The sequence below is a fragment of the Enterobacter sp. C3_dUdeg genome, assembly GCF_057536195.1.
This window is the reverse complement of the sequence record NZ_BAAKFX010000001.1, coordinates 173346-198749: the sequence shown is the minus strand read 5'-3', so window position 1 is coordinate 198749 and position 25404 is coordinate 173346. Positions and strand designations below refer to the sequence as shown.

The window sequence follows — 25404 nt, the reverse complement described above, 5'->3', positions numbered from 1 at the left end:
TCTCCCTGTGGGAGAGGGTCGGGGTGAGGGCATCAGCGCGCACAAACGACTCAGTCGTTCTGCGCCGTCGCCATCTGTTCCGCTTTCTGCTTTTTATACGTCAATGCTGCGGCCGGAACGGGCTGCACTTTCCCGGTTTCAATCCAGGTACGCAGGCGGCTCGCGTCCGCGAAGTGGGTATATTTGCCGAAGGCATCCATCACCACCAGCGCCACCGGCTTACCGTTAAACACGGTGCGCATCACCAGACAGTGTCCTGCCGCGTTGGTAAAGCCGGTTTTGGTTAACTGAATATTCCAGTTATCGCGGTATACCAGATGGTTAGTGTTGCGGAACGGCAGCGTATAGGCCGGGTTCGCAAAGGTCGCCATCTCTTCACGGGTAGTGCTGAGCTGACCAATCAGCGGATATTGTTTGCTGGCAATCAGCAGTTTCGTCAGATCGCGGGCCGTGGAGACGTTGTTGATCGACAGACCCGTCGGTTCAACATAATGCGTATTGGTCATCCCCAGCGCTTTGGCTTTCGCGTTCATCGCGCGGATAAAGGCGTCATAGCCGCCCGGATAGTGGTGCGCCAGGCTCGCCGCCGCACGGTTTTCAGACGACATCAGCGCCAGCAGCAGCATATTTTTACGGCTGATTTCACTGTTCAGACGCACGCGGGAGTAGATCCCCTTCATCTCCGGCGTGTGGCTGATATCCACTTTCAATTTTTCGTCCAGCGGCAGATGTGCATCAAGCACCACCATCGCGGTCATTAATTTGGTAATCGAGGCGATCGGGCGCACCAGGTCCGGATGGCTGGCGTAGATCACCTTATTGGTGTTGAGATCGACAATCATCGCGCTGCCGGACGCAATTTGCGGCTGAGCAGCAGCGGCGGTCACCGCGGGCGTTTTAGCGACGGCCGGCACGGCAGCGGACGCGCCCAGCAGCAGCGCCAGGCTAAGTAAAGAGACTCGGAATTTCAGCATGGTGAGACTTCTGATAATTATTCACGCACGTCATGACGTACACCGCCTGTATCAACGGATAAACACAGGCTGGCTTCGGCATCATAGCGGTCACCGGGCGTTGTCGCCAGCGGATAATCGTGAACAGATGCTGCATTGCTGGCATTTACGCCAGCAATGCAGTGAACTCAGAAGAGACGGTATCCGTAACCCCAAAGAATAACCGTCAGCGCCAGTAGCGCCTCCAGCACCAGCACCCCAATAGCGAGTGTTGAACTGGAAAAACTCAGGCCTTCTTCTTTATTGATATTCAGGAAGGTTGGAACCCCCAGATACAGCAGATATCCGGTGTAAAAGAGGGCAATAGTACCGATCAGCGCGCACAGCCAGACCAGTGGATAGAGCGCAACAATACCGCTTAAGAACAGCGGGGTCGCGACGTATCCGGCAAAGACCATACAGTGCGCCAGCGATGGACGTTGCGGGTAGTTACGCGCCATCCAGTGAATGACGCGCCCCATTACCGCCACACCCGCCAGCATCAGGCCATAAAAAACGATGGCCAGATAGAGTCCGGTAAACCAGGAAAGCTGAACCACGGTGCCGTCACCGAAGTTCCAGCCGATTTGTGTTGTTCCGATAAAAGCGCATATTACCGGCACCGCAGCCATCAGCAGCACGTGGTGCGTGTAATGATGCGAGACCGTTTCGTTCTCACTTTTAATGACATGCATCTCACGATCGGGATGGGAGAAAAGTCCCCAGACATGGTTCATAGCGCCCCCTTGTTGTCGGCCCGTCAGCGATACCTTAAGTATAATGCAGGCTTTAGATTATTTTATGTACAGTGGGAAATTTCCGTTGATTTCCCCGCTGTTGATTCATGGGGTATATGATTAAACGAGGTAAGCAGAGGGAGATAACATTTACGTAATGGATATTAACGCACTCATTGAACAATATGGATATGCCGCGCTGGTGGTCGGTAGCGTGGCAGAAGGTGAAACCATCACGCTGTTAGGCGGCGTCGCCGCGCATCAGGGCTTACTGAAATTCCCGCTGGTCGTCGCTGCGGTCGCGCTCGGCGGAATGATTGGCGATCAGCTGCTCTACTTTCTCGGGCTGCGCTTCGGGCCAACGCTGCTTAAGCGTTTCGCAAAGCATCAGAAGAAAATCCGCCGCGCTCAACGGCTCATTCAACGTCATCCCTATCTGTTCGTCATCGGCACGCGCTTTATGTATGGTTTTCGCATTATCGGGCCGATACTGATTGGCGCCAGCCATCTGCCGCCAAAAATTTTCCTGCCGCTCAATGTTCTTGGTGCGATTGCCTGGGCGCTGATCTTTACGACGCTCGGCTACGTCGGGGGCGAAGTGATTGGCCCGTGGCTGCATAATCTCGACCAGCACCTGAAGCACTGGGCGTGGTTGATTCTGGTGGTTGCGGCGGTGATCGGGGTCAGGCTGTGGCTGAAGCACCGGGATAAGACGCGGGATGAGGAGTGAGTGCGGTCTCCTCCCCTCACCCCGGCCCTCTCCCAAAGGAAGAGGGTGTTTTTAGTTCCCTCTCCCTTTGGGAGAGGGTTAGGGTGAGGGAAAACTACCCCTCCGGCTTAAACTGCGGGTTCGCCAGCATAAAGCCCCCGTCGACAATAAACGATTGTCCCGTCGTGTAGCTGGCGTCGCTGTCGCACAGCCATGCCACCAAGCTGGCAATCTCTCTGGTGTGGCCCGGTCTTGCCAGCGGGATTTCCGGCATTGAGCCTTCCTTCACTTCGCTGTCGTCCATGTCGTTCATCGGTGTGGCAATGGCGCCCGGCGCGACGGCGTTCACCAGAATGTTGTGCTTAACCAGTTCCATCGCCATGGATTTGGTTAACCCGCCGAGCGCGTGTTTTGCCGCCGTGTAGGCGCTGGCCTCCGGCAGCGGCGTGTGCTCGTGCACCGAGGTGATATTCACAATCCGCCCCCCTTCCCCCTGCTTCACCATCTGCCGGGCGGCAATCTGCGAACAGAGAAACGCGCCGTCCACGTCGACGGTGAAAATGTTCCGCCAGTCGTCAAACGGCATCTCAAGGAACGGCGCTTTGGTCATCGCTCCGGCATTGTTAACCAGCACGTCCAGCCGACCAAAACGCGCAATCAGCGTTTCAATAGCCTTTGCGCCTTCCGGCAGCGCGCTTAAATCAAGATGGATAGCCTCTGCGCGCTGCCCCTGCGCTTCGACTTCGCGGCAGGTTTCCAGCGCCCCTTTTTCATCCGAGTGCCAGGTGACGCCAATATCAAACCCGCGCTCTGCGAGCATCAGCGCCGTGGTTTTACCAATCCCGGAATCCGATGCGGTCACTATCGCTACTCTGGTCATACTCACCTCCTGAAAAACTGCAAAGAGGTAAGTATAGATAATGACCATTTTTAGCCATGATGATAGCCGCCGCCCAGCGCCGACGTCAGCTGCAGCGTGGCGTCGACATACTGGCCTTTCAGCAACAATCCGGCGAGGTCTTCCCTGAGGGCCGGGATCCTGGCTTCACTGACCCGCGAGCCCGCAACGATCCCCGCGCTGAAGCGCGCCTGCGCCAGCGCCACAACCCGCGCCGCATCTTTTTCAACCTGCTGCTGATGGTGGTTCTTCGCCGTCAGCGTTTCGACTTCACTGGCCGTGCGCGCCACCTGATTGACCGCTTCGACCACCGCTTTGTTGTAGTTCGCGACCGAGAGATTGTTCTGCGCCTGGGCGATATCCAGGCTGGCGTTCAGCCTGCCGCTGTCGAAGATCGGCAGCGTAAGCCCGGCGGTCACGCCCATCTGCTGCGCTGAAGCGCGAAACAGATCGCTCAGATGGAGGGCATCCTGCTGTAAGAACGCCATCAGGTTCACGTCAGGATAGAAAGCCGCTCTGGCGGCCTCCACCTCGCTCATGGAGGCTTCGATATACCAGTGCGCCTCCTGAAGATCGGGACGGCGTGCCAGCAGTTCATAACCGAGCGTCGGCGGTAGCGCGGCGTCAACCGTCGGCAGCGCATGCCGCGTAAGCGTTACGGAGGAAGAATTCGTCAGCGCGACCAGACGCGCCTCAACGGCTTTCATCTTCCCGTTGACTTCTGCCAGCTGTTCTTCGGTTTTGCTGGCGTCGATATCGGTTTCCACCCCTTCAACGGAGGAGGTGATCCCGTGCTGATACAGTTCGCGGTCGGCGCCGATTATGTTGTCCTGCTCATGTTTGATCTGCGCGAGAACCTCCCCTGCGGCGGCCTGAGTTTGCCACTCCCAGTAGAGCCGCGCCACGCTGCTGGCCAGCAGCTGGCGGGTCTGCTCCAGCTCCGCTTTTTGCGCATTCACTTTGCCAATCCGGGCCTCGACCCGGGCGCGATTTTTTCCCCACAGATCGAGATCCCAGCCTGCGGTCAGCCCAAAGGTGCCGTTGGTGTACCACGGCCCGGTGGTGCCTGCAGCCGGGTCGGTAAGGGCGAAAGGCCCCATCAGCCCTTCGGCGGACATTTTCTGGCGTTCCGCATCGGCGGAAAAATCAATCTGCGGACCGTCAGCGGCCATTGCGGCTTTGGCCTGGGCTTCGGCAAGCGTAATGCGCTGACGGGCAATCTGCATATCCGGCGCATCGCTCAACGCTTTCGCAATCAGCCCGTTAAGCTGGGGATCGTTATACGCTTTCCACCACTCATTCTTCGGCCAGTCCTGATGATTAAGAATTGTATTCACCGACGCCGCAGCGGTTTGCGTTTTAATGGGAGACACCGTGGCATGTTCAGGCGCACAGGCTGCCAGAATAAAAGCGAAGGGTGCACTCAGAGATAAAATAAGAGAACGTTTCATGACGCCATACACTCAAAAAATAAAGGCGCACGTTACGCTCGCTATCGCTCATTTTTTTAGTAACGCGTGGCAATCCGCAAATTGTCATACATTTTAATACCCGGAAATTTATTCCCAAAGAGAATGATTAAATCCAATGCATTCACGCCAAATATAAATACGCTGCTACACTTATTCAGGACATACATGAGCGGGAGAAAGGGATGAAAATATTACTGTGGGTTATTTTAATTATATTTCTGATAGGGCTCTTAGTGGTCACCGGCGTATTCAAGATGATTTTCTGATCTATTTGCCCGGCTCAGAGCCGGGCAACGTCATTAATATCAGGCTTTCAGCGAAGCCCCTTTCGTGGCAATCACCTCTTTATACCAGTAGAAACTCTTCTTACGGCTGCGCGCCAGCGTGCCGTTACCGCCGTCATCGCGATCGACGTAAATAAAGCCGTAGCGCTTGGAGAGTTCAGCTTTAGACGCGCTCACCAGGTCGATTGGCCCCCAGCTGGTATACCCCATCACCTCAACGCCATCGTCAATGGCTTCACGCACCTGCACCAGGTGGTCGTTAAGGTAGCTGATGCGATAGTCATCCTGCACCACGCCGTCCGCATCCGGTTTATCCTTCGCCCCCAGGCCATTTTCCACGATAAACAACGGCTTCTGATAGCGATCCCAGAGCACGTTTAGCAGGGTACGCAGGCCGATGGGGTCAATCTGCCAGCCCCATTCGGAACTTGCCAGATGCGGGTTTGGCACCATGCTCAGGATATTGCCGCGCGCCTGCTGGTTGAGGGCCTCATCCGCGGTGACGCAGCCCGTCATGTAGTAGCTGAACGAGATAAAATCGACGGTCGATTTCAGCGCCTCGCGGTCGGCATCCGTTACCTCAAGCTGAATCCCGCTGTCGCGGAAGAAGCGCTGCATATAGCCCGGATAGGCGCCACGGCACTGCACGTCGCCAAAGAATTGCCACGCGCGGTTTTCCTGCAGCGTCTCCAGAACATCTTCCGGCTTGCAGGTCAGCGGATACATCAGGCCGCCCAGCAGCATGTTGCCGATTCTGGCATCCGGGATAATCTCGTGGCAGGCCTTCACAGCCAGCGCGCTGGCCACCAGCTGGTGGTGGATCGCCTGGTACACCTCACCTTTGCTGCTGGTTTCCGGCAGGCCCACGCCGGTCATCGGCGCGTGCAGAGACATATTGATCTCGTTGAAGGTCAGCCAGAGCTTCACCTTCTCCTTGTAGCGCGCAAACACGGTACGGGCGTAGCGCTCGAAGAACCCAATGGTCTGGCGGCTGCCCCACCCGCCGTACTGCTTCACCAGCCCCCACGGCATTTCGTAATGCGAGAGCGTCACCAGCGGGGTAATGCTGTGCGCGGCCAGCTCGTCAAACAGCCGGTCGTAAAACGCCAGCCCCGCCTCGTTAGGCTGCTGCTCGTCGCCGTTCGGAAAAATGCGGGTCCAGGCAATGGAGACGCGCAGGCAGCTAAAGCCCATCTCAGCGAACAGTTTGATGTCTTCCGGGTAGCGGTGATAGAAGTCGATGGCGACGTCCTTGATGCCGCTGTCGCCCGCCACGCGCTCAACCACCGGGCCGAAGACACCCTGCGGCTGAACGTCTGAGGTGGACAGCCCTTTTCCCTCCTCCAGATACGCGCCTTCTACCTGATTCGCGGCAACCGCGCCGCCCCATAAAAAATCGTCCGGGAAAGTTTTCATCACGTTCTCCTGTTATTGATGGCTTACGCTGAGTAACGGCGCACCGGCGCTGACGGACGTTGCCGCCACGGTCACCACATCTCGATACTCATCGCTGTTACTGATAATGATCGGGGTCGCCAGGTCGTATCCGGCATCGATAATCGCCTGTCGGTCAAACTCCAGCAGCAGATCGCCGGGCTGTACCCTGTCGCCCACCTTCACGTGGGCGGTAAACGGCCTGCCGTCGAGCTTCACGGTATCGATCCCCACGTGAATCAACACTTCAATTCCGCTGTTGCTGAGCAGGCCGATGGCGTGTTTGGTCTGAAACAGCGAGGCCACCACGCCGGCAAACGGGGCCACCACTTTGTTATCCGAGGGAATAATCGCGGCACCGCTGCCCAGCAGGCCGCTGGCAAACGTGGTATCCGGCACCTGGTCGAGCGCCAGAACGGTCCCGGTCATCGGGGATAAAACATCGTTTTCCCTTGCCATAACCGCAGCTTCCGCCTCTGCGCGTCCCGGCATACCTGCCACCAGCGTCAGGCCACAGCTCAGCACCAGCGCTACCGCGGTGCCGATCACGCCGCCCCACAGCGTGGCGTTTACTCCACCCGGCGGAATCATCTGGGCGATGGTAAAGATATTGGCGAAGCCGAAGGAGTAAACGTGGGTATCGCTGAAGCCGACAATCGCGCCGCCGATAGCTCCCGCCACGCAGCCAAAGATAAACGGGCGGCGCAGCGGCAGGTTTACGCCATACACAGCGGGTTCGGTGATACCAAATATCCCGGCCGTTACCGATGAACCCGCCAGCATCTTCTGACGGGCATCGCGGGTACGCAGGAAGATCCCCAGCGCCGCCCCCACCTGGCCAAACACCGCGGGCAATAGCATTGGCAGCATGGAGTCATGCCCCAGCACCGCCAGGTTGTTGATCATCAGCGGCACTAGCCCCCAGTGCAGGCCAAAAATAACGCAGACCTGCCACAGCGCGCCCATCGCCGCGCCCGCCAGCCACGGTGCCAGAACGTAAATGCTCTGATAGCCGTTCGCCAGCATCTGGCTCAGCCAGGTCGCCAGCGGCCCGATAACGAGGAAAGTCAGCGGCACGGTCACGCCCAGACAGATCAGCGGCGCGAAGAAGTTTTTCATCGAGGATGGCAGCAGCCTGGTGCTCTGCTTTTCCAGCCAGCAGCTGACCCACGCGGCGAGAATAATCGGGATCACCGACGAGCTGTAGTTAAACCAGGTGACAGGAATGCCCAAAAAAGCGTCCGATACCGCGCCCGGCTGCTGGCTGGCGTTAAACGCCGCAATCATCATCGGATGGGTGAGCGCCCCGCCGATGACCATGGTAATAAACGGGTTGCCGCCAAATTTTTTCCCGGCGGTATAGCCCAGCACCAGCGGGAAGAAGAAGAACAGCGCGTCGCTGGCGGCGAACCAGATTTTATAGGTGCCGCTCTCAGTGCTGAGCCAGCCGCACACAACGGCCAGCGCCAGCAGCCCTTTCAGAATACCGGACGCGGCCAGAATGCCGATAAACGGGGTGAAAATCCCGGAGACAATGTCAATCAGGCGGCCCAGCAGATTCCCTTTTTCGCCCCTCTCTTCCACGACGGGCGCGTCATCGGTAAGGCCTGCCTCATGGCGCACCGCCTGCCAGACGTCGTGGACGTGGTTGCCAATCACTACCTGAAACTGGCCGCCGCTTTCGACCACCATGATGACGCCCGGGTTTTTCTTGAGCCCTTCCGCATCCGCCCGTTGATTCTCTTTCAGTTTGAAGCGAAGCCGGGTCGCGCAGTGTACAAGACTGACGATGTTCTCTTTTCCGCCAACGTGGCCGAGAATATCCTTCGCTAAAGCCTGGTATTCCATCTCGATTTCCTTACATCCGATGCCCGCAGGCACCTGTTGACTGAGTACAAAAAATAAAAAAACCCGAGAACGACCTTCTGACGAAGGCCGCGCTCAGGTTTTGCCTGCGTGATGCAGTAACAATCCTGTTTTGAGGCTTAACGCCCCTCTTTTCTCACCCGCTCGATATGAATGGCGAGGAACATAATTTCTTCGGTCGTCAGCTCACGCTGATAGCTTTTGTTCAGGTGCTGAGCGATTTTCTCGGCGCATTTCCACGCCTTCGCGTAGTTGTCTTTTACCGCCGTATGCAGCGAGACGTCGTCATCTTCCACCACGGTGCGGGTGAGCATCCGCTGGGCAAAAAACTTCAGATGCGTGACAAAACGCTGATAGCTGAGCGAGTCTTCATCGTACTCAAGCTGCAGCTGATACTTCACCAGCTGCAGGATCTCCTGCATCACCCGCGTCACGTGCATCACTTCCGGCATTTCGCTGTTCAGCTGCGCGGTGACCAGATGCAGCGCGATAAACCCGGCCTCATCCTCCTCCAGCTCGACGTTCAGGCGTCTGGCGATAATGGCCCGCGCCTCCTGCCCTAATTCGAACTCCTTTGGATACAGCCGTTTAATATCCCACAGCAGCACGTTTTTGATCGCCAGCCCGTTCTTCTGCCGCTCAATCGCAAAGTAGCAGTGGTCGGTGAGGGTGATATACAAACTCTCCTGCAGCTTGCCCAGCCGCTGCGCCGCCAGCCCGATGATGCGGTCGCAGGTGGTCATCACTTCCAGCGGAATTTGACTCAGCAGCTCGCCAAGTCGACGCACCAGTTCATCGCTTTGTAACGCAAACACCTTTTCAACCAACGCGGTATCCAGCGCTTCGCCGACGCGCTTCTGAAAGGCCAGCCCACGGCCCATCACCACCTGTTCGCGCCCGCGCTCATCCTGAACAACCACCACGTTATTATTGAGTATCTTGGCGATTTTCATCTGAACCCCAGAAACAAAAAAACCTGACCTCCGGCAGATGCCAGAAAATCAGGTTTTGCCTGCCTAAGCAGTAACAATCCAGTTCTGGCACTCTATCAGTTTCATTCATAGCCTCAATGCATCACGCATCAGAAACGTGACGCGGATCGAACTTGCTAGAACGTCACGACAGTTTTCAGCTCCGTCACCCAGGCATCCTGCGTCCGGGATACGCCGCCGGGATGGTGCCAGTACTGAATGCCCGGCTGCAGCTCCAGCCACGACACCGGACGGAAGCGATAATAAAACTCACCGTTCAGGGAGTGGCCTGGCTCCGGGTGATACGCCGGATCGTTATAGTCCGACACGCCGCTCAGGCTGTTCATATAGCGCTGGTTGCGGGCGTACTGGCTGCTCATATCAATCCAGGTTAGCCCGAAGCCAATCCAGTCTTCCGGCCGCGCGTCAAACAGCCCGCGGTAGCGCAGCGAGGCGGCGTAAACCTGGTGCATGTAGTTGGTACTCTGATCCGCAAGGCTCATGCTGAAAGAGGTGCTCAACCCGCGATTCGGGTCATCCTGATGCTGGGTAAGCTGCTGGTTCAGCCCGGCGTACATGAACCAGGTCCGGCTGTGGGTATCAAAGCCGTTCGGGTCCGTCGCGCCCGCCCCGTCGGATTTGCCGCGATAGAGATCGGTTTGCGGCGCGTTGGTAAACACCACGCCCAGGTTATACGCGCCCGGCAGGCCGTTAATCAGCGGACGCGCTTCGATTTCAACCGGCAGTAAGACCCCTTTGCTGCCCTTCGTCGACCAGCTCCACGCGTGGCTGCGGCTGGAGGCCTCGGGATTTTGCTCCATCACGCCGCCCTTCAGGGTCAGCGTCGGCGTTAATTTATACGCAAGCGTGGTGCCCCAGGTGTGAACGTTCCAGTTGTTCCACGTCAGCGAGTTGGCTGACTTCCCGCCGCACTGCGAGAGGAGCTGGAAATCACAGGGGATGATTTGATCGAAGGTCTGCACCTTGTTCATCATCCCGATGCGCCAGGTCAGACGCCGGTCGTCAAAGCTGCGGGCAAAGGTCAGCCAGCCCAGACGGGTAATCGACTGCCCGCCCCAGCTCTCCTGGGTCAGATCGTTAAAGTTAACGCGCGGGTCCTGCACGCGTTTGGTGGTAAGGTCGTCATTGTGGTTACGGTTGACGATATTCCCCTCGATACGCGCGTCCAGGATACCGGTCCAGCGCTCCAGGTCCTGGTTGAAGGTCAGCGCAAACTGGTCAATATAGGCCACGTGGGAGTCGTGGTTATATCCGCCACCGCCGTTCCAGCCAATTTCATTCAGGTATCCGAGATTCCAGGTAAAACCGTTATCGTTGAGGATTTTACGTATGCCGAGCATTTCGCCCAGAACAGGCTCCGGTGGATCTTCAAAACCTAATACCGTTCCGTTCCAGTCTTGCGCCACCGACAGCGGGGATATCGCTAATAAGGCGAGCGCAAAGAATTTATTTTTATATGCCATAATAACAACCTGTGATTGAGTATTTTGTGCGTAACCGGCCGCAGGAAATTTTTCTATTTCCTGTCGATATTTCATTTTTTTAAAATCAGTAAAAAGCGCTAAGCCAAATTTCTCTCCTGCGTAAACGAGAGGCAAAAAAAAACCTAAGCGCTCCACAGCGAAAATGCTGTGAAACGCTTAGGTTTTGCCTGTTAACCAGTAACAATCCTGCGTTGAAAACAGTGGCACCTTAACACCGTCGCGCCACGTTGAAAACCTGAACTGTTTTCTGATTTAAAAAAGTGTGAGCAATTTAACGCTTATTATTTTGACTGAATCACCCGGGCAATATCAGACGAAGTCTGCAATGTCCGAATTTCCTGAAATAATCCCAGCGCTTCATCGTACTCTTTGCGTAAATAGCTCAGCCACTGTTTAATTCGCGCGACGTGATACAAACCGGTATCGCCCTGCTTTTCCAGTCGGCTGTATTTTTGCAGCAGCGTGACGACGTCTTCCCACGGCATTCGCGGCTCGTTATATTTCACCACCCGGCTGAGGTTCGGCACATTCAGGGCGCCGCGACCGATCATCACCGCATCGCAGCCGGTGGCCTTCAGACAGGCCTGCGCGCTCTCATAATCCCAGATTTCACCGTTGGCGATCACCGGAATGGTGAGGCGCTTGCGGATCTCACCGATCGCCTGCCAGTTAATGCGCTCGGCCTTGTAGCCATCTTCTTTGGTGCGGCCATGCACCACCAGCTCGGTGGCCCCGGCCTGCTGCACCGCATCGGCGATTTCAAACTGCCGCGCGTCGCTGTCCCATCCCAGGCGCACCTTCACCGTCACCGGCAAATGCGAAGGCACGGCCTCACGCATGGCCTTCGCGCCGCGGTAAATCAGCTCAGGATCTTTCAGCAACGTCGCCCCGCCGCCGCTGCCGTTCACCAGCTTCGACGGGCAGCCGCAGTTGAGATCCACCCCGTAAGAGCCCAGCTCAACCGCGCGGGCGGCGTTTTCCGCCAGCCATTCGGGATACTGGCCGAGCAGCTGAATACGCACCAGCGTGCCGGAAGAGGTCCGGCTCTGGTTGTGCAGCTCGGGGCACAGGCGGAAGAAGGATTTTACCGGCAACAGCATATCGACCACGCGCAGAAATTCCGTCACGCAGAGATCGTAATCGTTCACCTCGGTCAGAAGCTCGCGCACGAGGGAGTCGAGCACGCCTTCCATTGGGGCCAGTAAAACACGCATAGCAGTACCTGTGAAAAAAGACGCGCTATAGTAGCCGCTCTCTATATCGCTGGGAAGCGCTTCTGTTCAGGGAGAAAGTCAGCCGGCGTTGCCCCCACAATGGCGCGAAACGCCGCCGCAAATGCCGCCTGCCCGGAAAACCCCAGCATCCAGGCCACCTGCTTAACCGGGTATCCGTTGGCGAGCAGATCCAGCGAGGCACAAATCCTTGCGCGCTGTCGCCAGGCCCGGAAGCTAAAGCCGGTATCTTTGATAAAGGCGCGTGAGAATGTGCGTTCAGACATCGCGGCCTGTTCCGCCAGCCTGTCCATCGAAACGTCCCAGAAATTGCTGGCAATGATGTCACAGGCAACGCGATGTAACCGCTCATCCACGGGCATCGGTAATTCGGCCGAAATCTGCTGCGCCTCGCTGAGGATTTCGAGCAGCAAAACGGCCATGCTGCGCTGGCTGGCTGGCCGGTATTGCGCACTGAACAGCCCGGCAATCAGCTCTTTGAACAACGCCGTCGCCATAATCACGTGAACCTCTTCTTTCCGTTTAAAAGATCGGCATTGCGATATCAGCGCGGGGCTAAACCAGACCGCGCGGAGCTCCGTTGCGGATAACACGCTGTAGGTATGCTCCTGAAAGGGAGGGATCCAGAGCGCGCGCTGTGGCGGTATGACCCAACGCTTATTGCCGGTTTCGACCAGCATCACCCCTTTGATGGCAAACAAAAGTTGCCCCTGTGGATGCTGGTGAGGGGGATCCACTTCGCCGCGCGTATAGCTAATAGCCCCTCTGGACCATCCGATGGCATCGTCGTGAATTGGCGTTTTATCGATAACGGTTGGCATTTCACATTCCTCCCTTCCTCTTATGATGCTGCTTGTACACGTAACCGGAGAGAGACGCAATGCACATTCATTTTATCATTCATGAATATTTCGAAGCGCCAGGCGCATATGAAGTCTGGGGGGAAAATCGCGGCTGTAGTATGAGCTACTCCAGAGTTTATCAGGGCGATCCGTTACCCGAGGATCTGCAGAGCACAGACTTGCTTATCATCATGGGAGGCCCGCAGTCACCTGCCACCACGCTTCAGGAGTGCCCCTGGTTTGACGCGCAGGCGGAAATGCGGCTCATCGGCCGCGCAATAGAGGCAGGTAAAACGGTGATTGGCGTTTGTCTGGGCTCGCAGCTTATCGGTGAAGCGCTGGGCGCAGCGTTTTGCCATAGCCCGGAAAAAGAGATCGGCAAATTTCCCGTCAGGCTCACAGATGCTGGCAAGGCGAACCCGCTGTTTGAGGATTTTGGCCACGAGCTGAACGTCGGACACTGGCATAACGACATGCCAGGGTTGACGCCGCAGGCTAAAGTGCTGGCTTACAGCGAGGGCTGCCCCCGTCAGATCGTGCAATATGGCGAACGGGTTTACGGTTTTCAGTGTCATATGGAACTGACGCCGGAGGTGGTTGAGCTGCTGATTGAACATTCGCAGAACGATCTCAGCCGCGCGGCTGAATTTCGTTTTGTCGAAACGGCGGAAAAACTACGCTCGCATGATTATCGCGAAATGAACCAGGTGCTGTTTTCTTTTCTGGATAAACTCGCCGCCCAACGCGAGGCCTGACTCAGTGGCATTTCTCTGGCTCGTCACTTCGCCACCGCACGCCCTTTCCTCTAAACTGTAGCCTGCCCCTGTGCGGTGATACCAGACGTTCCATTCTGGAATGTCTGGTATGCTCAAATTTCATGATGTGATCCGTGGCACATTTTTAGGTTTAATTGTATGATGAATGCGTTTCAGCAAGGACTATCACCATGAGCAAATCATTGAATATTATCTGGCAATATCTGCGCGCATTCGTCCTAATTTACGCCTGCCTGTACGCCGGGATTTTCATCGCGTCGCTGCTGCCGATCGTCATTCCCGGCAGCATTATCGGTATGCTGATCCTCTTCGTTTTGCTGGCGCTGCAAATCCTGCCCGCAAAATGGGTCAACCCCGGCTGCTTCGTCCTCATTCGCTACATGGCGCTGCTTTTCGTGCCCATCGGCGTCGGGGTCATGCAGTATTTTGATTTGCTCAAGGCCCAGTTCGGCCCGATTGTGGTCTCCTGCGCGGTCAGTACGCTGGTGGTTTTCCTTGTGGTGAGCTGGAGTTCGCATCTGGTGCATGGCGAACGTAACGTGGTCGGGGAGAAAACAAAAAAATGATGGCCAATATCTGGTGGTCGCTGCCGTTAACCCTGGCGGTGTTCTTCGCCGCGCGCAAGCTTGCCGCACGTTTTAAAATGCCGTTGCTGAACCCGCTGCTGGTGGCGATGGTGGTAATTATTCCGTTCCTGCTGCTCACCGGCATTCCCTACGAACGCTACTTTGCCGGCAGCAAAATTTTAAACGACCTGCTGCAGCCTGCCGTTGTGGCGCTCGCCTTTCCTTTATACGAGCAGCTCCATCAGATCCGCGCCCGCTGGAAATCCATCATTACCATCTGTTTTGTGGGCAGCCTGGTGGCGATGATCACCGGCACGTCGGTGGCGCTGTTGATGGGGGCCTCCCCGCAAATTGCCGCCTCTATCCTGCCTAAATCGGTGACCACGCCTATCGCGATGGCGGTCGGCGGCAGCCTCGGCGGGATCCCGGCCATCAGCGCGATGTGCGTCATTTTCGTCGGTATTCTGGGTGCGGTGTTTGGTCACACCCTGCTGAACGGGATGCGTATTCACACTAAAGCGGCACGGGGGCTGTCGATGGGAACAGCTTCCCACGCCCTGGGCACCGCCCGCTGCGCGGAGCTGGATTATCAGGAAGGGGCGTTTAGCTCCCTGGCGCTGGTGATCTGCGGGATTATCACCTCCCTGCTGGCCCCGTTCATTTTCCCGCTGATTCTGGCGGTGATGGGCTAAAATTTGCGATGCGTCGCGCAAATTTCATTTTGATTTCATAAGTTGCATACATAATGAGAAGTGGATCACATATAAAGCCCTGACGGCTCCGTAAACTACCGATCCATTAACCTTTATGAGGCAAACGCCATGCACCCACGTTTTCAAGCTGCTTTCGCCCAGCTTGCAGAGAATTTGCAGTCAGCCCTGGCTCCCGTTCTGGCAGATGCACACTTCCCCGCCCTGCTGACCGCGGAGCAGGTCACGATGCTGAAACAGGCAACGGGACTGGAAGAAGACGCGCTGGCTTTCGCACTGCTTCCTCTGGCTGCCGCCTGCGCGCGGGCCGATCTCTCCCACTTTAACGTCGGGGCCATTGCGCGCGGCGTCAGCGGAACCTGGTACTTCGGTGGCAATATGGAGTTCCTGGGCGCGACCATGCAGCAAACGGTTCACGCCGAGCAGAGCGCCATCAGCCACGCCTGGCTGCGCGGTGAAAAAGCCCTGAGCGCCATTACCGTTAACTACACCCCCTGCGGCCACTGCCGTCAGTTTATGAACGAGCTGAACAGCGGGCTGCAGCTGCGCATCAACCTGCCGGGCCGCGCGCCGCACACGCTGGGGGATTATCTGCCTGACGCGTTTGGCCCGAAAGATCTGGAGATCAAAACGCTGCTGATGGACGAGCAGGACCACGGTTACGCCCTGTCCGGCGATGACCTGAGCCAGGCGGCCATTCGCGCGGCCAACAAAAGCCACACGCCGTACAGCAAGTCCCCGAGCGGCGTGGCGCTGCAGTGCCGCGATGGCCGGATCTTTAGCGGCAGCTACGCGGAAAACGCCGCGTTTAACCCAACCCTGCCACCGCTGCAGGGCGCGCTTAACCTGCTGAGCCTGAACGGCTATGACTATCCGGACATTCAGCGCGCTATTCTGGCAGAAATTGCCGATGCGCCGTTGATTCAGTGGGATGCGACCGCCGCGACGCTTAAAGCGCTGGGCTGCACGACGATTGACCGCGTACTGCTTGCGTAATCCTTCCGGCGGGCAGAAATGCCCGCCAGTTTGCTGAAAAACCCCTCAGTTAAGTCGCTGTTTCTTGCGCTAACCAGGCGGGTAAAGTAGCCTGAGTTAAATTTCATCCACGAACGAGCCATCTCCATGTTAAAGCGCGTTTTTTACAGCCTGTCTGTCCTGGTCGGCATACTGCTGTTGATCGTGCTGGGTCTCGATCGCTGGATGAGCTGGAAAACCGCCCCCTACATCTTTGACGACCTGCAGGACCTGCCCTATCGTCAGGTTGGCGTGGTGCTCGGCACCGCCAAGTATTACCGCACCGGCGTGATCAACCAGTATTACCGTTACCGCATTCAGGGCGCGCTGAACGCCTACAACAGCGGCAAGGTGAACTACCTGCTGCTGAGCGGCGATAACGCGCTGCAAAGCTACAATGAACCGGTGACGATGCGTAAGGACCTGATTGCCGCGGGCGTGGACCCTGCCGATATCGTGCTCGACTACGCCGGATTCCGCACCCTGGACTCCATCGTGCGCACGCGTAAAGTCTTCGATACCAACGACTTCATCATCATTACCCAGCGCTTCCACTGCGAGCGCGCGCTGTTTATCGCGCTGCATATGGGCATTCAGGCGCAGTGTTACGCGGTGCCGTCGCCAAAAGATATGCTGAGCGTGCGCGTGCGCGAGTTCGGCGCGCGGTTTGGCGCCCTGGCCGATCTGTATATCTTCAAACGCGAACCGCGCTTTTTAGGCCCGCTGGTGCCGATTCCGGCGATGCACGAAGTGCCGGAAGACGCGCAGGGTTACCCGGCCGTCACGCCCGAGCAGCTGCTTGATATGCAGAAAAAGGAGAAATAACAGGACCGCCTTTATACTTTCTTTACGCCGGGCCTGACGCTTTTTATCCCCCCTTTACGTCGGCTCTTTTAAGCTGAGTTCACTGCCGCTACGGCTTCATTGAAGAATGACTATGAACTCGATAATGAATGCGTTTTTCCTCAAAAGTCTCCGTCCGTATTTTAACTTTCCCGGTTTATCACTTCCTGGCGCACTCAATTCCGGTCTCTGGCTTGATGAAAAAATTGATGCCCTGCAGCACAACATTTCAGTGGAAGTAGCGGATTATCTGGAACGTTACCCGCAGACGAAACATGTAGACGTTTACCTGAACGATATCAACGGCACGATGCGCGGCAAGCGTCTGTCGGTGGAGAGCATGCTGAGCCTGGAAAAAGGCTGTTATTTTCCCCTTTCGGTCTACTCGATGGATCAGAAAGGAAAAATCGCCGCCCCACTTCATGATGAACCGGACCGACTCTGCGTGCCGGTCGCCGGCTCCCTGCGCCCCTGCCCGCAGGATCCGCAGCACAATGCGCAGATCCTGCTGACGATGAAAGACAGTGACGATACCCCCTGCCCGCTTGAGCCGCGCGTGATACTGCAGAACGTGCTGGCCCGCTTCCACCAGCACGGTCTCTTCCCGGTGATTGCCCCGGAAATCGAGTTCTATCTGACGGGACATGACAATCGGGATCCGCAAAATCAGGGCTGTTTTCATATGGATACTACGACGGCCCATGCGGCACTGTTTGACGAGCTGGAACAGCTGGCGCACCTTCAGCGCATCCCGCTGTCCGGGATCGTGGCGGAAGCCGAGTCCGGTCAGTACGAATTAAACCTGAAGCACAGCCATCGCGTCGTTGAGGTCTGCGATAACGTGCTGGCGCTTCGTCGCCTGACCCGTTACGTTGCCGAAAAGCACGGCCTGCAGGCCAACTTTATGGCGAAGCCTTTCAGCCAGCTGTCCGGCAGCGGTTTGCACTTCCATTTCAGCCTGAACAATCGTCACGGCGAAAACGTTTTTGCTTCCCCGGTGAACGCGCTTAACAGCATGATGCGTTTGTGCATCGCGGGGCAGCTGGCGCTGATGCCCGCCTCCGTCGCCATTCTTGCGCCGGGCGTTAACGCGTTTCGTCGCCTGCGTAAAAACCTGACGGAGCCCGTATTTAACTCCTGGGGCTATAACACCCGCTCCGCCGCCCTGCGTATTCCCTGCTCGGATGACCACAACCGTCGTATCGAGTACCGGCTGGCCGGGGCCGATGCCAATCCCTATCTGGTGGCAGCCACTATCCTGACCGGCATGCTGTACGGGCTGGAAAACATCGACGACGAGGATTTGCCCGAACCGCAGCATGATGAACCCGCGCTGCCGCTGTTTCAGCAGGAGGCGATTGAGACCTTTGCCCGCTGTCAGTACCTCACCGACAGCCTGGGCGACGCCTTTTCCGAACAGTGGGTCGCCTGCAAGCTCTCTGAACTCGACTGGTTTGAGCGCATCGTGACCCGAGAGGAGTCACTGCTGGCATAAGTCATAAAAAAGCCCGCTCGATGAGCGGGCCGGATATCGCGAGGAGCAATTACTTCTTACGCGCGTACTTCAGTGAATCCAGCGCGACCGCGAAGATAATGATGGCGCCTTTGATGATGTACTGCCAGTACGGGTTCACGCCGATATAGGTCAAGCCGTAGTTGATGACGGTGAAGATGATCACACCGGTCACCACGCCCAGTACCGTACCCACGCCGCCGCTGAAGGAGACGCCGCCCACCACGCAGGCTGCGATTGCATCCAGCTCGTACATGAAGCCAAGGTTGTTGGTTGCAGAGCCGATACGGCCCGCTTCCAGCATCCCGCCGAAGGCGTAGAACACGCCGGACAGGGCATAAATGATGAGCAGGTTCAGGGCAACGTTCACGCCGGAGACTTTCGCCGCTTCCGGGTTACCGCCGATAGCGAAGATGTTTTTACCAAAGCGCGTTTTGTTCCACAGGATCCAGACGAAGGCCACCGCAATCAGCGCATAGAAGGTGATATACGACAGGCGGAAGCTGCCCAGCGCGATGAACCCTTGCGTAAAGGTCGAGAAGCCGCTGTCAAAACCCGAGATGGGGGAAGCACCGACAAAGTCGTAGTACAGGGAGTTGATACCGTAAACGATGATCATCGTACCCAGCGTGGTGATAAACGGCGTCACGTTCAGGTAGGCGATAATGATACCGTTGATCAGACCAATCACCGCACCGATGGCGCAGACAATCAGGATCACCACGAAAATCGGCATGGTGGCCATTTCCGGGAAGACCTTGTTGGCGTTTTCCATCGACTGCAGCAGGGTTGCCGCGATAACCGCCGCCAGCCCCACCTGGCGACCGGCAGAAAGGTCCGTCCCCTGGGTTACGATCAGGCCCGCCACGCCCAGCGCAATAATAATACGCACGGAGGACTGGGTCAGAATGTTACTCAGGTTCAGCAGGCTTAAGAACGTAGGGTCCTGGAAAATGATGATAGCCAGCAGTACTAAAAGAACAACGTAAATACCGCCTTCTTTCAGGTAAGTGAGAAAACTTTTTTTATTTAACGCACTCATGAGGAGCCCCTGATCTTAAAGGTGCAAAGACGCAAGACGCAAAATTTCGTTTTGCGTTGTCGTTTTGGTGTCAACAATACCGGCAACGAGACCATTGCTCATAACCAGAATACGATCCGTGATCCCTAACAATTCCGGCATTTCGGAAGAAATAATAATGATCCCTTTATTCTTTTTCGCCAGCTCGGCAATCAGCTGATAAATTTCAAACTTCGCGCCGACGTCAATACCGCGGGTCGGTTCATCCAGCATCAGAATTTCTGGCTGGGTTAATAACCAACGTCCGATAATGACTTTTTGCTGGTTACCGCCTGACAGCGAACCAATTTGGGTGCGGTGTCCTGGCGTTTTCACGCGCATGGAGTCAATAACCCATTGGGTATCGCTCTTCATGCGGGAGTTATCCAGCAGTCCGACTTTGTTTTTGTAATTGCGAATGTTAGAAATTAACGAGTTAAAGTTAATATCCAGATAGGCATAAATACCGGTCGAACGACGCTCTTCCGTCACCAGCGCAAAACCATTATTAATGGCTTCGTTGGCGTTGTGGTTGTTAATTTTCTTACCGTGCAGCGTAATAGTGCCTTCGGCTTTCTCACGGATACCGAACAGAGTTTCCACGATATCGGTACGTTTTGCCCCGACCAGACCGGCAATCCCCAGGATTTCGCCCTTGTGCAGGTCGAAGGAGACATCGCGAATAGACGGCTGGCGTAACGAGGTCAGATTACGTACTTCCAGGATCACTTCGCCCGGCTTGTTTTCTTTATCCGGGAAGCGCTGGTTAAGGGAACGGCCGACCATCATGGCGATGATCTTGTCCATGTCCAGCCCTTCCAGCGGCTGCGTGGCAATCCACTGACCGTCGCGCAGAATGGTAATCTCATCGCACAGCTGGAAGATCTCTTCCATTTTGTGGGAGATATACACAATGCCGCAGCCGCGATCTTTTAGCTTACGAATAATGGTAAAAAGGTGATTAACCTCTTTTTCCGTTAATGACGATGTCGGTTCGTCCATGATGACGATTTTCGCATCATAGGAGAACGCTTTGGCGATTTCGATCATCTGCATCTGGGAGACGGATAATGTTCCCACGCGGGCGCGCGGGTCGATATCAATATCCAGCTCATCAAAAATCGCTTTGGTGTCGCGATACATTTTGTCCTGATCGACAAAGACACCCTTGGTTGGATAACGCCCCAACCACATGTTATCCATGACTGAACGCTGCAGCACCAGGTTTAATTCCTGGTGAACCATCGAGATACCGTTTTCCAGTGCTTCTTTCGCTGAATGGAAATCGATCTCTTTCCCCTGAAAAAGAATGCTGCCAGAATCTTTTTGATAGATCCCAAAAAGACATTTTAATAATGTTGATTTACCCGCACCGTTCTCCCCCATCAGGGCATGAATAGAGTGAGGACGAACTTTTAAATTAACATTATCGAGTGCCTTAACGCCGGGAAATGACTTGTTGATACCGCTCATTTCCAACAGGTATTCACCGGATGACTGAGTATTTGTGCTGACCATAATTATACCTTGTTGGCCTCGCATATCGCGTTATAAAAGGGCGCAACGAATTGCGCCCAGTGGAGACAGTACCGCTAACTTATTTACCGATAAACTCAGCCAGGTTGGACTGGTCTACGCCCACGTAAGGTACGCGAACGATTTTGTTTTCAATTTTCCAGCTGGTGCCATCTGCCGCGCCTTTGCCATCGGCCAGGTTTTTCGCCAGATCGAAGGTCGCTTTCGCCTGGTTGTTGGCATCGTTCAGAACGGTACCGGCCATCGCACCGGATTTAACCAGCGCCAGCGCTTCTGGCAGTGCATCTACGCCGAACACAGGAATGGAGGATTTGTTGTGCGCTTTCAGCGCTTCTACCGCACCCATTGCCATCGCATCGTTGTTGGCGATAACCACTTCGATTTTGTTCGCGTTAGGGCCGGACAGCCACGCGTCCATTTTATCTTTCGCCTGAGCGGTATCCCACATCGCGGTATCTAACGCCAGCTGCTGGGTTTTCAGACCCTTGTCGTTCAGCTCTTTGATAACGTAGGTGGTACGGGCTTCAGCATCCGGGTGGCCGGGTTCGCCTTTCAGCAGCACGAACTGAATCTGACCGTCTTTGTTCAGGTCCCAGTTCGGGTTCGCCGCCCAGTGTTTCGCGATCAGATCGCCCTGAATAATACCGGACTCTTTGGAGTCGGTACCGACGTAATACGCTTTGTCGTAGCTATCCAGCGCTTTACGGGAAGGTTCTTTGTTGAAGAAGACGATTGGCACGTTCTGGCCGCGCGCTTTTTCAATAACCGTGCCTGCTGCAGCCGGGTCAACCAGGTTGATGGCCAGGGCTTTCACGCCTTTCGCCAGCAGAACGTCGATCTGGTCGTTCTGTTTGGACTGGTCGTTCTGGGAGTCGTTCATCAGCAGCTGAACGTCTGGCGCTGCTTTCGCATCTTTCTCAATCGCTTTACGTACAACAGACATGAAGTTGTCGTCGTATTTATAGATGGTCACACCAATACGGGTATCCGCAGCGTGCGCTGCTGCACCAAAAAGCATGCTTGCCATTACGGCAGACAGGGTCAACACCTTCTTATTCATGGTATCTCCGGTTTTTTTATGCAGGGTAGTTCTTGTGAATAACGATCGGCGGGCAGGTGTTAATAAAACGTTACTGACAGCCGAAGTTCACTTATAAAATTTCTATCTTCCGTGTTCGGTAACGCTCCAGAAATGCGTTTTATTCGTTGTTTGCGGCACATTGGCTATAGTGAAAGTGAATAATCACCGTTACATAGCGTTTCAGCCCCTAAAACGCTGACATCATAGTCAGCGCCTTGTTAAGATACTGTGAATTTACTCACAGATTGAAAACGGTTACATCACCTCACGTTATCAGTTAGTGATCGGAACCACAATTTGCCGGGCCGCGACGGAGTGCCGACGCACTAAAGTCGGCATGAAACAGTGCGTTGCGCCCGGATCCAGCAGCCCTGCAGCCCCCTGTAACGCCAGCTCAGTCGCCAGTTTCGCCATAGAGGCAATGGGGTAACGCACCGTTGTCAGCTGCGGGTCGGTGTAACGGGCAATCGGAATATCATCAAAACCAATGAGTGATAAATGCTGTGGCACCGCAATGCCGTTATCTTTCAGCGCCGTCAGGGCGCCTGCCGCCATGCTGTCGTTATAGGCAAACACCGCAGTAAGCTGCAGGTTGCGGCCCAGCAGCTCCACCATCGCCGCCTCACCGCCCTGCATGTCAGGCGTACCGGTGCCTGTCCAGCTTTCTGACGGCGTAATGCCGTGCTCTTTCAGGGCGTTTTGCCACCCCTCGCGCCGCAGGTCGTCATCTTCAATATGATGGCTGGAGGCCAGATAGCCGATCCGCTGATGCCCGTTGTTGATGAGCATTTTCGTCGCCATCATGGCGCCGCTGACGTTATCCAGCCCGACGCAGCGATGGGCATAGCCGGGGACGATGCGGTTGATCAACACCATGCCCGGGATCTGATCCATAAAGCCGGTTAGCTCTTCATCGCTCAAGGCTTTTGAATGGACAATCAAGGCGTTACAGCGCTGGCGGATCAGCACTTCGATGGCATGGCGCTCCTTTTCCGCCTCATGATAGCTATTGCCGATCAGGACATATTTCTGATGCTGCTGGGCGACCACGTCGACCGCTTTGACCAGCGCGCCGAAAAAGGCATCCGATACATCCATCACCACCACGCCGATGGTGTCGCTGACCTGCGTCGCAAGCGCCTGGGCATTGGCATTTGGCCGGTACCCGAGCTGGGTCACGGCTTTCATTACGGTTTCACGGGTTTCAGGGCTGACCAGCGCGCTATTGTTCAGCACGCGTGAGACGGTAGCCACAGAAACGCCCGCCTGACGGGCGACGTCACGAATGGTGATCATATTCACCATCCTTCAAAGGATTGCAGCAACTCACAGACACCCCCTGTGTTTAGCAAGGTGGCTATTTTGGCAGCGAGAGAAAGGGGACTACGTGAAGAAGCTCACACTCATGAAAACGCTTACATCCGTTTTGTTAATGATTGTGATCCAGATCGTTATCTGGATGTGTTCCTCAATGATACCCCTGAAGCATGTGAGGTTAACTGACGCCACACCCACTCCAGCGGTCCCTGGCGGAAATAGCGTAGCCAGAGAACAGAAAACGCCAGGTTAATCACCCAGACCGGAATAACAAACGCCAGCAGCGTGAGGCGGTCGAATTTCATAAACAGGCCAAAGCGATAGAAAAGCGTGGTGCATATCAGCGTTTGCAGGAGGTAATTGCTCAACGCCATGCGGCCCACGCAGGCGATAGCGCTGACGATCCACAGGCGGGAAAGCGTTGGCCAGTTGCCATAGATCAGCGCCGCGTAGCCGATGGTCTGGAACGGCGCGCTCAGTTCGCGCGGCACCTGGAGCAGGAACGCGCACCAGCGGTAATCCCAGTGGATATGCCACTGCGTGATTACCGCCGGGAGGTTAATCAGCACGCCGATCAGCACCAGCCCGACACCCGTTCGCCGATAGTGACGCAGGCTGAACTCCCCTTTCAGCCAGCCGGTGCGCATCAGTGACGCGCCCATCAGCATCATGCCCGCCAGCTGCCAGCCGTATTGCGCGCCCAGCGCAAGGAGGTTATCCCCCAGCATATCCGCGCGGTTGCTTATCGCTTCCGTACCGCCCTTCAGCTTCCAGTACTGTTCGTACTGCAGGTTAGCGGCATCCGGTATCCAGGAACGGTTCGTCGCCTCGCCGGAGATCATCCCCAGCAGCAGCAGGACCCCAAGCCCCATGACATAGAGCATCACGCCGGTGTTAAACAGGCTTTTTACACTGTGCGCATCGCGAATCAGACGCCAGCAGATGAGCCCGACTAGTCCATACGCGAGAAGAATATCGCCGTCCCAAAAGAACAGCCCGTGGATAAAGCCGAGGAGAACCAGCAGCGTCAGGCGCGACTGGATCCAGCGCGTACCGCGTTTGAGGAGGAGTTGCAGACCTGCACCAAACAGCAGGGCAAACAGCGTGAGGAATTTAACCTGCGTGAAGAGATCGAGGACAGCCCAGGTCCAGGCATCACTGCGCGTGATGTCGCCATACCAGGCAGGATTGAGATAAGCCGCCTTCGGCAGGCCGAAGGCGCTGATATTAAGCAGCAGGATACCGAGAATGGCGACGCCGCGAACAAAATCGAGCGTGACGTTTCGCTCCATGGTTCCTGCCCTGTAAGACTTAGTTGTGGTGACGTACGGCGCGCAGGAACTCCTGGCGGGTATTCTGGCTCGATTTAAACAGGCCGCCCAGCGACGTGGTGGTCGTTGCACTGGTCGCATCACGCACGCCGCGCGCCTTCACGCAGTAGTGAACCGCGTCGATAGAGACGGCCACGTTATTGGTGCCCAGCAGCGTTTGCAGCGCGGTCAGGATCTGCTGAGTCAGACGCTCCTGCACCTGCGGACGCTGAGCAAAGAACTGCACGATGCGGTTGATTTTCGACAGGCCAATCACCGTATCTTTTGGGATATACGCCACGGTCGCTTTACCGTCGATGGTCACGAAGTGGTGTTCGCAGGTGCTGGTCAGCGTGATATCGCGTACCGTCACCATCTCGTCCACTTTCATCTTGTTTTCAATGACGGTGATTTTCGGGAAGTTGGCGTAATCCAGCCCGGAGAAAATTTCGTCGACGTACATTTTCGCGATGCGGTGCGGCGTCTCCATCAGACTGTCGTCACTCAGATCGAGATTCAGCAGCTCCATGATCTCGGTCATATGACCGGCAATCAGACGCTTGCGGGTTTCATTGTCCAAATCCTGTACGGGCGGACGCAGTGGCGTTTCAAGACCGCGCGCAACCAGGGCTTCGTGGACCAGGGCAGCTTCTTTACTGAGTGATGACATTTTGTTCTCCTGCAGGTGTGGCGTCTTTTGCCCTCGTTGTGGCAAAAGTATGCGCTCATTGTGCGT

The 25404-nt window shown here is 56.0% G+C and carries 23 protein-coding genes and 1 pseudogene; 8 read left to right on the top strand and 16 right to left on the bottom strand.

Annotated elements, in window-relative coordinates; translation table 11 throughout:
• Nucleotides 1-50: 50 nt before the first annotated feature.
• The gene (gene pbpG / locus AC27FC_RS00885; protein ID WP_023312453.1) at nt 51-974 is read right to left on the bottom strand and encodes a D-alanyl-D-alanine endopeptidase; all 924 of its coding nucleotides are present in this window, start codon (nt 972-974) and stop codon (nt 51-53) included.
• Nucleotides 975-1141: 167 nt separating this feature from the next.
• The gene (locus AC27FC_RS00880; RefSeq protein WP_023312454.1) at nt 1142-1729 is read right to left on the bottom strand and encodes a Yip1 family protein; all 588 of its coding nucleotides are present in this window, start codon (nt 1727-1729) and stop codon (nt 1142-1144) included.
• 157 nt (nt 1730-1886) lie between these two features.
• Here AC27FC_RS00880 and AC27FC_RS00875 point away from each other — a divergent pair, with 157 nt between their 5' ends.
• Nucleotides 1887-2459: a DedA family protein gene (locus AC27FC_RS00875; RefSeq protein ID WP_039263154.1), complete on the top strand. Its 573-nt coding sequence runs from the start codon at nt 1887-1889 to the stop codon at nt 2457-2459.
• A gap of 94 nt (nt 2460-2553) precedes the next feature.
• Here the strand turns inward: AC27FC_RS00875 and AC27FC_RS00870 are convergent, their stop codons facing one another.
• Entirely contained in the window at nt 2554-3318 is a 765-nt protein-coding gene (locus tag AC27FC_RS00870) for an SDR family oxidoreductase (protein ID WP_075203907.1), read from the bottom strand.
• A gap of 50 nt (nt 3319-3368) precedes the next feature.
• A complete protein-coding gene (gene mdtQ, locus AC27FC_RS00865; RefSeq protein ID WP_196354912.1) occupies nt 3369-4787 on the bottom strand; it encodes a multidrug resistance outer membrane protein MdtQ in 1419 nt (472 codons plus the stop codon).
• Between the two features lie 203 nt (nt 4788-4990).
• On the opposite strand from mdtQ, the gene yohP reads away from it, so the two are divergent.
• Nucleotides 4991-5074, top strand: a complete 84-nt coding sequence (gene yohP, locus AC27FC_RS00860) for a small membrane protein YohP (protein WP_015572324.1) — start codon at nt 4991-4993, stop codon at nt 5072-5074.
• 39 nt (nt 5075-5113) lie between these two features.
• On the opposite strand, the gene AC27FC_RS00855 is transcribed toward yohP, so the two are convergent.
• The 6 genes and pseudogenes from AC27FC_RS00855 to AC27FC_RS00830 form a co-directional block, all read right to left on the bottom strand.
• Nucleotides 5114-6508, bottom strand: coding sequence for a glycoside hydrolase family 1 protein (locus tag AC27FC_RS00855; protein WP_196354913.1), 1395 nt, complete (start codon nt 6506-6508; stop codon nt 5114-5116).
• Nucleotides 6509-6520: 12 nt separating this feature from the next.
• Nucleotides 6521-8487 (bottom strand): annotated as a pseudogene (gene bglF, locus AC27FC_RS00850) (PTS beta-glucoside transporter subunit IIABC).
• Between the two features lie 24 nt (nt 8488-8511).
• The gene (gene licT, locus AC27FC_RS00845; protein ID WP_032658940.1) at nt 8512-9345 is read right to left on the bottom strand and encodes a BglG family transcription antiterminator LicT; all 834 of its coding nucleotides are present in this window, start codon (nt 9343-9345) and stop codon (nt 8512-8514) included.
• 155 nt (nt 9346-9500) lie between these two features.
• Nucleotides 9501-10847, bottom strand: coding sequence for a carbohydrate porin (locus tag AC27FC_RS00840; protein WP_487159826.1), 1347 nt, complete (start codon nt 10845-10847; stop codon nt 9501-9503).
• 302 nt (nt 10848-11149) lie between these two features.
• Nucleotides 11150-12082: a tRNA dihydrouridine(16) synthase DusC gene (dusC, locus tag AC27FC_RS00835; RefSeq protein WP_143346735.1), complete on the bottom strand. Its 933-nt coding sequence runs from the start codon at nt 12080-12082 to the stop codon at nt 11150-11152.
• Nucleotides 12083-12123: 41 nt separating this feature from the next.
• Complete coding sequence (locus AC27FC_RS00830; RefSeq protein WP_196354915.1) at nt 12124-12921, bottom strand: AraC family transcriptional regulator; 798 nt, start codon at nt 12919-12921, stop codon at nt 12124-12126.
• A gap of 59 nt (nt 12922-12980) precedes the next feature.
• Between AC27FC_RS00830 and AC27FC_RS00825 the strand changes: the two genes are divergently transcribed.
• From AC27FC_RS00825 to AC27FC_RS00800, 6 genes are all read left to right on the top strand, one after another.
• Entirely contained in the window at nt 12981-13697 is a 717-nt protein-coding gene (locus AC27FC_RS00825; protein ID WP_196354916.1) for a type 1 glutamine amidotransferase, read from the top strand.
• A gap of 191 nt (nt 13698-13888) precedes the next feature.
• Complete coding sequence (locus tag AC27FC_RS00820) at nt 13889-14284, top strand: CidA/LrgA family protein (protein ID WP_023312463.1); 396 nt, start codon at nt 13889-13891, stop codon at nt 14282-14284.
• Nucleotides 14281-14976, top strand: coding sequence for a CidB/LrgB family autolysis modulator (locus tag AC27FC_RS00815; RefSeq protein ID WP_029740398.1), 696 nt, complete (start codon nt 14281-14283; stop codon nt 14974-14976). Before AC27FC_RS00820 ends, AC27FC_RS00815 begins: the two co-directional genes overlap by 4 nt.
• 129 nt (nt 14977-15105) lie before the next feature.
• A complete protein-coding gene (gene cdd / locus AC27FC_RS00810) occupies nt 15106-15990 on the top strand; it encodes a cytidine deaminase (RefSeq protein WP_112778299.1) in 885 nt (294 codons plus the stop codon).
• A gap of 126 nt (nt 15991-16116) precedes the next feature.
• On the top strand, nt 16117-16833 hold the full coding sequence (sanA, locus tag AC27FC_RS00805; protein WP_008500918.1) for an outer membrane permeability protein SanA: 717 nt from the start codon (nt 16117-16119) through the stop codon (nt 16831-16833).
• 124 nt (nt 16834-16957) lie between these two features.
• Nucleotides 16958-18346, top strand: coding sequence for a glutamine synthetase family protein (locus AC27FC_RS00800; protein ID WP_196354982.1), 1389 nt, complete (start codon nt 16958-16960; stop codon nt 18344-18346).
• Between the two features lie 49 nt (nt 18347-18395).
• Here AC27FC_RS00800 and mglC read toward each other — a convergent pair whose 3' ends face one another.
• From mglC to folE, 6 genes are all read right to left on the bottom strand, one after another.
• Nucleotides 18396-19406, bottom strand: a complete 1011-nt coding sequence (mglC, locus tag AC27FC_RS00795) for a galactose/methyl galactoside ABC transporter permease MglC (protein ID WP_008500921.1) — start codon at nt 19404-19406, stop codon at nt 18396-18398.
• Between the two features lie 15 nt (nt 19407-19421).
• Nucleotides 19422-20942, bottom strand: a complete 1521-nt coding sequence (mglA, locus tag AC27FC_RS00790; RefSeq protein WP_023312467.1) for a galactose/methyl galactoside ABC transporter ATP-binding protein MglA — start codon at nt 20940-20942, stop codon at nt 19422-19424.
• 79 nt (nt 20943-21021) lie between these two features.
• Complete coding sequence (gene mglB, locus AC27FC_RS00785) at nt 21022-22020, bottom strand: galactose/glucose ABC transporter substrate-binding protein MglB (protein WP_023312468.1); 999 nt, start codon at nt 22018-22020, stop codon at nt 21022-21024.
• Between the two features lie 294 nt (nt 22021-22314).
• Nucleotides 22315-23337, bottom strand: a complete 1023-nt coding sequence (gene galS / locus AC27FC_RS00780) for an HTH-type transcriptional regulator GalS (RefSeq protein WP_029740403.1) — start codon at nt 23335-23337, stop codon at nt 22315-22317.
• 155 nt (nt 23338-23492) lie between these two features.
• Complete coding sequence (yeiB, locus tag AC27FC_RS00775; protein WP_196354917.1) at nt 23493-24650, bottom strand: DUF418 domain-containing protein YeiB; 1158 nt, start codon at nt 24648-24650, stop codon at nt 23493-23495.
• Between the two features lie 19 nt (nt 24651-24669).
• Nucleotides 24670-25338 carry a GTP cyclohydrolase I FolE gene (gene folE / locus AC27FC_RS00770; protein WP_023312471.1) on the bottom strand — a complete coding sequence of 223 codons (669 nt, stop codon included), beginning with the start codon at nt 25336-25338 and terminating at the stop codon, nt 24670-24672.
• Nucleotides 25339-25404: the final 66 nt, after the last annotated feature.